We start from the raw sequence: 9,682 nt of genomic DNA, 5'->3' as shown, positions 1-9,682 counted from the left end.
CATTTTTACTAACTCCTTGAGTGATCAGATAGCGGGCAAGTTGGTTTGAACGTAAGTCCAGCTCTTGATAACTAACATTTTCTTCACCAATGCAAGCTAGCATTTGTGGTTTAGCGATAACTTGCTCGGAAAATATGGTTATCAAATCCTTTGATGGATCAAATTCAATTTCAGTATTTCTATTGCATGTTTTATTATGCACATTTTCTGTATCGACAGTAAAATCAAAATTTGAAAAGCTCATGTTACCTTCCTTCAAAATTCACTTAGTAATATCTTTAATTTTATCGTTTTTATAAGCTACTATTACTTTTTCCACAGCAGGTGGAATTTCATGTAATTCCGCCTGTACAAAACCAGCTTCAAAAGAAATATTTTTAAGTTCTTTTTCGTTATAAACTTCACCGTTTGGTGTTGTAGCTAACATTAGCATACTAAAAGTAGCAGCCAATTTTTGCGCTTGTTTTTCTTTACCATCTATAATTTCGAATATTAAAACTCGTCCATTATCATTTAATGCGTTATACGCTTTTTTCATTATTGTGACACAGTCATTTTTATCAAAATGATGTAAAAAATTCGTCATTAAAATAATATCGTAGTTTTTGCCAAAATCTACAGTGAAAGCATTACCAGGAATATAGCTAGTCCGTTCTTCGACACCCGCTTTTTGAGCATTTTCTCGAGCTACACCAAGTACATCTTTCCAATCAAGAAATGTTACATGTGTATTAGGATTTCTTTGTGCCATTGCAATTCCAAACTGGCCATGCCCAGCTGCTAAATCAAGAACATTTATTGGTTTATTCGATTGATAATCAGCAATATCAGCTAATAATAGTGACGGTAGCAACATCATAGGCTCCATTGCACGAGCAAATTCAACCCATTGTGGTTGATTTGGTGCAACAATACCCTCATTTTCAATTGGTAGTTCTCCAGTGCGAATCACCTCAGTCAAATGTTTAAATGAATCAATAATATATTCAGAAAGTAAAAATTTTGTAGTCCCCCCTAAATAATATGGGGACTTACGATTTAAATGTAATGACATTTCACGGTTTAAAAAAAAACGATTTCCCTCTATACACATAAAGTCTATTGAAACTAGATAATTACATAGTATCCTAACTCCTCTTTCTGATGCTTGGCATGATTCAGCAATTTGTTTAATTGTTTTTCCATCCTCACCAATAATACTAAAAATATCTAATTCTAGAGCTGTTCTTACTGCTGAGGTTTTATAAAATGAATTAACTGTATCATAAAATACAGATGATGAAAATTTGTTCGGATTCATAATTATCTCCATGAAATTAATTTTGATAAAACATAGTTATTACTACTCAGTAATATTTAGTGTAAAAGAACATTTTCTCTTTAAATCTTTATGGGAGTTTTATTCTAATATTAAATGTCAATTATCTATGTATTAAATGACATTTTTAATTAAAAAATTAGATCATGCTTTAAAAATGTTTATTTACTAATATAAAAATAGAGTTCAACACATTAACCGCATGATCTTTTATGACCAAATATAATTTATTAATTTTATAGAAATTACATAGGTTACACCATCATTACAGATATTTTCTTTTACAATTATTCACTTTTTCTTTAACCTTTTTCTTTTAAATGAAGAATGTTTTCATTTAATTCATAATCAAATCTGCTGCCGACCTTATGAATATAGGACCATATTGGATGTAATATGGAAAAAGCTTTAATCATTATTTCATCAAACTCATCTGATGGATTAGATAAATAAGTAATCGCTCCTCCAGCACCAAAGCGAAGCTTTTCGCCATCATAAGAAATACTTCGGATCGCTATATTTAGATCCATAACTTTGTTGAAACCTAAATATCCAATAGAGCCACAATAAATTCCTCGAGGAGCATTCTCAAATGTATTTATTATTTCCATGGTTCGTAATTTTGGTGCACCAGTAATTGAACCACCAGGAAATGTTGCTCGTAATAAATCAATTAATGTACAATCACTTCGTATATTAGATGTAATTGCACTAACCATTTGGTGTACTGTTTCATAACTTTCAATTTCCATTAACTCAGGCACTGAAACTGTTCCTGTATATGAAATACGACGCAAATCATTTCTCATTAAATCTACGATCATAAGATTTTCAGCTCTATCTTTTTCTGATTTTTTTAAAGTTCTTAATTTCAGAATATCTATATCAGGATTAACAGAACGGCTGGTAGTACCTTTAATTGGCCTGGCTTCAACAACGCCTTTTTTATTAACTTGCAAAAAACGTTCTGGCGATGTACTTAGTATACTATAATTACCACTTTTTATAAACGCACCAAAAGGCGCTGGATTTTCATTACGCATAACTAAATATAAATCAAAAGGATCAAGTTTGATATTCGCAGTATATTGGTTAGTCAAACAAATTTCATATGATTCTCCAGCTAAGATTTTATCCTTACAACGTTCTATCATATCCATGTATTGTTGATGGCTAAAATTCATTTCTAATACGAAATCTTTAATGTTTAAACCATCAGGTCTAGGAATGTTATTATTCGCATCTGCTAATTGATTTTCAATCTTTGTTATCCAACTTTGGATTTCATTTTCCTGATTGGGCAAAGAAAGCCCAACTATCCAAGACTCTCCCGTTATATGATCAAATGCCAAAAAGCGAGTCACTTTCATCCATAGTGCATCAGGAATAGGATTATCTATACAGTGATTTTCTTCAAATGCTGATTTCATCTCATAAGACATAAAACCTACATAACCACCGCTAAACTCAAATGGAAATTCGCTATCGTTTACAATTTCGTAGGATTCTATTTGTGTTTCTAAATCAGAAAGAAAATTTTTATTACCGTCAATATATGATGTCTCTCTTATAATATTATGAGTAATAACATCTTCTTTAGAGACTGCTCCCATGAATGAAAATCTAGAAGTTTTATGCCCTAATGATTGAGTATCTAGCCAAAAACAATGTTCTTTCTTTGCAAAAAGATTAGTAAAGGTTTCTATTGTAGAAATTTTTTTTGTGATTTTTTTGCTAAGTACAGTCAATTTTGTTTTTGTATATTTGTCATCTTTTATATCACTTCTATTTTTTAAATTATTTGAGATTAAAAAATTGTCATTCCTCATACGAGGAGAAAAACTCTTGATATATTTACATGCCATATCATAAAAGTTTCTAATTAATTGCATACCATATTGGGTCAAAATAGATTCTGGGTGAAATTGAACCCCCCATTTTGGATACAATTTATGCTCTAGCGCCATTATTAGGCCGCAATCTGTCTGCGCGGTACAGCGTAACTGTTCAGGTAGTGATTTAGGTTCCACTACTAAAGAATGATATCTTACAACTTCGAAAGTTTGTGGAATGTTACGAAACATTTCAGAATTTTCATGTCGAATGAAGCTTGTACGCCCATGAAAAGGTTCAGGAGCACGCTGTATATTACCTCCATAAATATGAGCAAGACCTTGAAAGCCAAGGCAAACACCAAAAACAGGTATTTCATTTTGTTCTAGAGCTGCTTTAGATACATTAAAATCAGCAGGGGTAGTAACTGTTCCCGGCCCAGGAGATACAATAATACAATCAAATTGAAAATTTTCTTTTATTTGCTCCCATGTATATTCATCATTATGTATTACGATTGGTTCTTCACCAAATACTTGAGCCACATAATCTACTAAATTCCATGTGAATGAATCATAATTATTAATTATTAAGCATTGCATATTTCTATTCATTTTAGTTGTTGATAATTAAATGTGATTTAATAAATGTATTATATTAGTATTCTATATTTCACCAATAAAAATCAATCTTTAATTTTGCTTTTAATTAATTTTTTAAAAAAATATCTCATTTTAACAATAAACGTAACACTGTTTATAACGAAATAAACGTGTAGGTATTTCTTTGAATAACTCATTAGGTGTTTTGTAACTCTGTGTTTTTTCATGGAGTTAATTTAATGAATTCATTGCAAAATAAACCTCCTATTTTAATATTTTATTAGATTTATAAAGAGTAATTAACGCTTAATATATTGGTATTTTTATTTAAAAAAATATTTTACTGCTTTTTTTAATAACTAACTCTGCTTTACTTTTAAATTTAATTATTAATGAAAAACATAGTTTTCCATTTAGGTAATATTGAAGTGAATTTTCGTTATTTTTTAAAATTATGATAGACACCTCCTCATAAATTAAATGAAAAAATAGAAATAGTTTATAATGATTTACTATGAGCTAAAAGAATACAGTCAGAATAAGTTGATTTTGTTTATTAATTCCGTACACTCTATACAGTTAAAAGATTAACCTATGTCTGGATGAAAAATAGAAAAAATAGTGCCAACGAGGTGAAAACAATTTGTAACGGATTGAAGATACTATTATTCGTATGTAGTTGCCCCACTAAAACGGACATTTTTAGCTTGCCATATTGAGAACCCGATACTCTCTTGGTAACAGCATTTTCACCCCACTGTGTGGATGGTAGCCGATTACAGCCATATGTATTAGTGTGATTACCGAGGGAGACTGAAGGACTAATTACCGAGGGACTTTGTCGTTTCAGTATACCTGCTCCCACGTTAATGGCTCAACTGAAGAGTGTCATCGTAAGATAGCAAGCGATGCTCTGGTTTTCTCAACCCGTAGAGCACTTGTATTCATCTTTTCCCGTAGCCAGATGTGTCTCACCCCATTCGGACTGAGGATTATCTGATATTTTTCTCTCATCTGAGCCGAGACTTGCACCTGACCCAGATGGGGATTCTCCAATGAAAAAGCAATCACCTGTTCCTCTATTTCCCTCGTAGTCCGATTTTTATGGTGCAATGCGGGAGTCAACGTGCGTTTGAGGCCTTCCGGTCCTTTTTCTTCGAGTAACTTACGATGGCGGTAGAGCGTGTCACGGGAGCAACCACTCTGTCGGGCCGCTTCAGCCACATTACCCAGCTTATCCGCTAATGCCAGCGCATCCAGTTTTCTTTGGATTTCCAAGTCATACAGCGAGGGTTTCGTGGGTTCAATCACTTCAGAAATCTGTAATTGTCGGTCTGCAAAATAGGCCGTAAAGCAACCATCATAGTGTTTTCGGATCTCGATTTTCTGGTTGGCTATCGAATACCTGAGCGGGGAGTCGATGAGATAAAACCGATTACCGTAGCTGAAAGTGTGATCCCGGCGGATTTTTCGATATTCTTTCTGAACGCAGGTATTTTCCAGACTGATATGAACCGGTACTGGTTTAAATTCTGATTGGATATTTTGCGCTTTCACGGCAATGTTTTTTTGCCAATAGTTGGGAATAAAGACTTCCTGAAGGTATTGGTTAGCGCTAGGCATGTCCGTAATATTTCTCAGGCGCAACTCGGGTACGAGACGATCCTGGAACGTATCAAAGGCACGCTCAACACGCCCTTTACCCTGTGGAGAGTGAGCAAATAGGGTTTCGATCCCCAGTTCTTCACAGGCGCGTTGCACTTGCGAGAAGTTACACCGCTTGGGACCACCGAATATCCCGGTTTTATCCACATACAGGGCATTAAATACGCCTTTCTTTGCAATATAGTCACGCAGGAATTTCAGGCAAGCATCTGTGGTTTCAGACGGGAAAAACTGGGCATGAACGTCACTGGTTGCATCATCAATCAGTGCAATGAAACAAGATTTTTTGTCACCGAACCAGCGATGAGGGCTGCCGTCCATTTGGAGGAGAAGGCCATCGGATTCCATTCGCTCCCTTCGCTTACGAACCTGAGCGCGACGGCGTTTCGCTCGTTTAACATGGTGAATTTCGTGTGCCCAGTGACGCAGCGTTTCCCGTTTGACACGCAGGTTTTCGTACTCTTCTAGCAGTTCGGCAAGGTGTTGTAAATTCACATCGTAATACTTCTCTTTGATAAGAGACTGTACCTGTTTTTTAATCGCATCAGGAATTTTATTGGTTGGTACTCGACCAGTATTACGGTGAATAACAAATTGGATGCCCATTTTTTGATATTGCTGAAGATAACGTTCTATCGTCCGGCGGGATTTACTGAGCAGCTTTGAAGCATTAATAATGCTGATTTTTCCTTGAGCCACCTTGACAATCACATCCCGGTGAGTTGGGTTTTAGCATCCATCATAATCATCCTTCGCGTCCCCTGAATATGTATATTGAAATATTCAGAAGATCTCAGATTAAATCGATCCGTCAATTTCCCTTGGTCACTATGTTAAAGCGACAAAATCGCTTGGTAGTTAAAGTGCGACAAAGTCCCTTGGTGTTCACACAGCCATGTGTATTAGTTCAGACTTGGTCTGACACAGGACCTTGAAAGCAACGATCCTGCTTCTAAATCGGTATTTTGGCGTCCAGACGATATGATATTGACAACACCAAAGTACAGCGATGCTTTCTTGAATCTACTCAGACGACTGATGATTTCCAGGTTTTAATTCCTTCATCTTCGAGTTAATTGCGCATGGACCAGTTAAAATTAGGGGATTTCACGGTGAAATAGTTATTAAGTTTTATTTAAAATCATTATGTTATAAAGAAAACAGATGCCGGGGAAATGGTGATTCTTCTCTATTAATCATTATCTTTATGATTATTCAATTTTATCTTCAAATAGTAGAAAAATAGTTTTTATATTAAAATGTAAGAAATTATAGTCTGATATGACTCAACAACCGCCTACTAAAGTAGATGGGTTAGTGATTAACAAAGTGACACTCCAGATATGCAGCGGCTGAACGATGCATCAATTATCGATTCTGAAGTTATCATTCGAATTCGACTCAAAACAATGCTCCAGATAAACGTTTACCATCTCTTCCATTGTTTCTTCAGATGCAAAAATTCTTCAAACAACTTGTTTTCTGTCCTTCCTTTCAGTCTTCTCATTATTTCTGAGGGAGCTAATGTTGGGGGAGACAACTCACCAGTATGTGAACATGATTTTTACTCACAACACCTTTTACTATCCTAATCCTCATACCGACTTCACCTGTAAGCCCCTTGTACCTGTATTTCATTATCCACACAAAATGATATTCACTCTGAAACACACTGTGACTACAATATCTATAACTGATATTGCATCTCTCGTGCAAAATAGTATCGCAGCTAAAGCTGATAGACTAAAGTCGGTGATTTTAACCTTTCATATGGAAAAATAAAGCAGTGGTAGTCATTATTAATACATTGAATTATTCGCATCGAGATTCAAATATTCACACACTTAATTAAATTAATAGTGATGAACTCATCCAATACAAAAACAAATCCCATAACTTATTTTACCTGGATAAATGCAATTTACTTGTGGAATAATGAATGAAAAAACCAATTATTTTGTTCATCTACAGAGCGATATAAAATTAATACTAAATATAGCGACAAGAAGATTGTAAATAAACTATCACTTATGATAAATCATACAAGTCATATATTTAATTTCTTGTTTAAATATTAATTCACTTTCAATGAAAAGGATGGGGAATGGAGGGCATAGAAGTCTGAAAAAAAGCATTACATTAAATAAAACCCCATATTTATTTATATTAATATGGGGTTTTATGATATAATACCAACGTGATTTATTTTTAGTAAAAATCCACCTTTATAGAAGGTGGTATTGATTTCGCTCCAGAGGGCGTACTAAAACCTCTAAAAACAAGTCTCTGCCACTACCGTTATTTTAAAACAAAAAAACCAACAAGGCAGAGCCAAAACCTGTTGCTGACCACCTCCTCTGGAGGTGGTTTTCAGTTATGAATAAAAATGACAAAATAATATCACGAAATTAATAATGCAATTCCATAATAATCATGGATTAATAATGTCACTACCTAATAATATAGGATTAATAACGCTAAGGAATAATAATGTCACTACCTAATAATATAGGATTACGAAAAACTGATTTGGTTACAAAACAGCTTAAAGAATATCAATCAAAATTTAGAAATTGGTGGGAAGAAAGGGGACCTTCTGAATTTTTGAATATGGAAATGAATTTACGATTACCAAATGGTTCAGTACTAGCTTCTAACTGGTCTTCATATCATAAGATGAAACCGAGTGAATATACATGGGGAATATTTGTAGCCCCTACTAATCAAAAGCATATTGCTTTCGGAGAATTTATAGGGAAACCAGTCTGGGAAACAGTACCTCAGGATTATCGCTCCTTACTATTTGAGCATATTCGTGTTCAGGCCGATGTGGAAAATGCGGCTATTGAACAAAGCCGAAATCTAACATTAACGGCGCCAAGTCGTTTTGATTTAAATAATTTATTTCAATTTTTTTTAGAGGAAGGACGCCATACTTGGGCAATGGTACATCTATTAATTGAATATTTTGGGCACGATGGTATCGTTGAATCAGAAGCATTATTAGATAGAATGAGTGGAAGTGATAGTAATCCTCGTTTATTAAATGCTTTTAATTGTCATACCGATGATTGGTTATCTCACTTTATGTGGTGTTTTCTTGCTGATCGTGTTGGAAAGTATCAAATTCAAGCAGTTACACAATGTAGTTTTTCACCTCTAGCTAGATCGGCTAATTTTATGATGTTTGAAGAGCCCTTACATATCCAATTTGGACTTAAAGGACTTGAGCGGGTACTTTGTAAATCAATAGAAGTCACTTTAGAGAGTGATAGCTATGATATTTTCGATAAAGGTGCTATTAGCCTACCTGTTATTCAAAAATATTTTAACTATTGGATTTCAAAAATATTTGATTTATTTGGTAACGATGAATCTAATCGCGCGTATGAGTTATACGAATGTGGTGTTCGTTCACCAAGAGGATTTCCACCTAGAAATATAGAGGAAATAATTCAAGATAAAAAGCACAAGAATGAGATCAAGCAAGTAACTGTAAAACCAGAATTAGCAATAAATACTATCATGAGACGCCAGTTTATTTATGAAATAAGTAAGACCTTTGAACATTGGAATAATTATCTAGAACTAATGGGGCTAAATTTAAAATTATACATACCACATGAACGATTCAATAGAGAATATGGACCATGTAACGGTTTGCTTTTCGATATTTATGGAAACACTATATTACCTAACTCTAAGATAACTATAAAAGATTACCTACCAACCATTGAAGAAATAGATAAAGTCCAGAATGTAATGAAAATGCAGATAGAATCAGGATGCTATGCATCTTGGATTTCCCCAGAAAATTTTAGCTTGCCTAAGTTACTTGCAAAAAATAATTAATTTTAAATTCCATTGTTAATTCATCCGATTTTTACTTTTAAATTAAATTTATTTAATGAAATTCAATTAGCACTTTCACCATTTTTAATGGTTATTTATAGATAATTAATACCCAAAGCAATAAAAATATAATTCATAACAAAAGAGATACAATAGGAGGCATGAATGAAATTAAATTTAAAATAATACTTTGATCTACATGGTTAATTTTATGTCTTTATTAAATGAGTAAAACTGTATATTTAGCCAGAAAAAATAAAAATAGGAATTTACTATTTTAGTATAAACCTCCATATCTAAGATATATTAAATTTAATATGAAAAATGATTATCAAAAAAAAAATTTAAATCTTAAAAATATATTTATGCCACTGTCTTTCCAGCAGGAACAATTGTGGTTTACCCATGAGCA

Annotated in this window: 4 protein-coding genes and 3 pseudogenes; 1 reads left to right on the top strand and 6 read right to left on the bottom strand. The window is 33.5% G+C overall.

All coding sequences use genetic code 11. The features are described 5' to 3' along the window. The 6 genes and pseudogenes from ABLA85_RS17360 to tnpA form a co-directional block, all read right to left on the bottom strand. On the bottom strand, positions 1 to 244 hold a 244-nt coding region (locus tag ABLA85_RS17360), incomplete at its 3' end, for a hypothetical protein (RefSeq protein ID WP_367965594.1). Positions 245 to 262: 18 nt separating this feature from the next. Then, positions 263 to 1,300 carry a class I SAM-dependent methyltransferase gene (locus ABLA85_RS17355; RefSeq protein WP_367965593.1) on the bottom strand — a complete coding sequence of 346 codons (1,038 nt, stop codon included), beginning with the start codon at positions 1,298 to 1,300 and terminating at the stop codon, positions 263 to 265. 320 nt (positions 1,301 to 1,620) lie between these two features. Next, complete coding sequence (gene pabB / locus ABLA85_RS17350; RefSeq protein WP_367965592.1) at positions 1,621 to 3,765, bottom strand: aminodeoxychorismate synthase component I; 2,145 nt, start codon at positions 3,763 to 3,765, stop codon at positions 1,621 to 1,623. Positions 3,766 to 4,641: 876 nt separating this feature from the next. Then, positions 4,642 to 6,167, bottom strand: a pseudogene (locus ABLA85_RS17345) (ISNCY family transposase). A gap of 202 nt (positions 6,168 to 6,369) precedes the next feature. Further along, a pseudogene (locus ABLA85_RS17340) lies at positions 6,370 to 6,449 on the bottom strand (IS200/IS605 family transposase); the annotation flags it as partial. A 333-nt stretch (positions 6,450 to 6,782) separates the two neighbouring features. After that, positions 6,783 to 7,116 (bottom strand): annotated as a pseudogene (gene tnpA, locus ABLA85_RS17335) (IS200/IS605 family transposase). A 792-nt stretch (positions 7,117 to 7,908) separates the two neighbouring features. Here tnpA and ABLA85_RS17330 point away from each other — a divergent pair. Beyond that, on the top strand, positions 7,909 to 9,270 hold the full coding sequence (locus ABLA85_RS17330; protein ID WP_367965591.1) for a hypothetical protein: 1,362 nt from the start codon (positions 7,909 to 7,911) through the stop codon (positions 9,268 to 9,270). The last annotated feature ends 412 nt before the right edge of the window (positions 9,271 to 9,682 follow it).

Origin of the sequence: Xenorhabdus sp. SGI246 (assembly GCF_040838225.1) — a bacterium.
Taxonomy (GTDB): domain Bacteria; phylum Pseudomonadota; class Gammaproteobacteria; order Enterobacterales; family Enterobacteriaceae; genus Xenorhabdus; species Xenorhabdus indica.
Note: the sequence above shows the minus strand (reverse complement) of the source record. Positions and strands in the feature narration are given on the sequence as shown.

Excerpts from the sequence above, each read along its gene's own strand:
- ABLA85_RS17355 (WP_367965593.1), bottom strand. The coding sequence starts at position 1,300 with ATGAATCCGAACAAATTTTCATCATCTGTATTTTATGATACAGTTAAT.
- pabB (WP_367965592.1), bottom strand. The coding sequence starts at position 3,765 with ATGAATAGAAATATGCAATGCTTAATAATTAATAATTATGATTCATTC.
- ABLA85_RS17330 (WP_367965591.1), top strand. The coding sequence starts at position 7,909 with ATGTCACTACCTAATAATATAGGATTACGAAAAACTGATTTGGTTACA.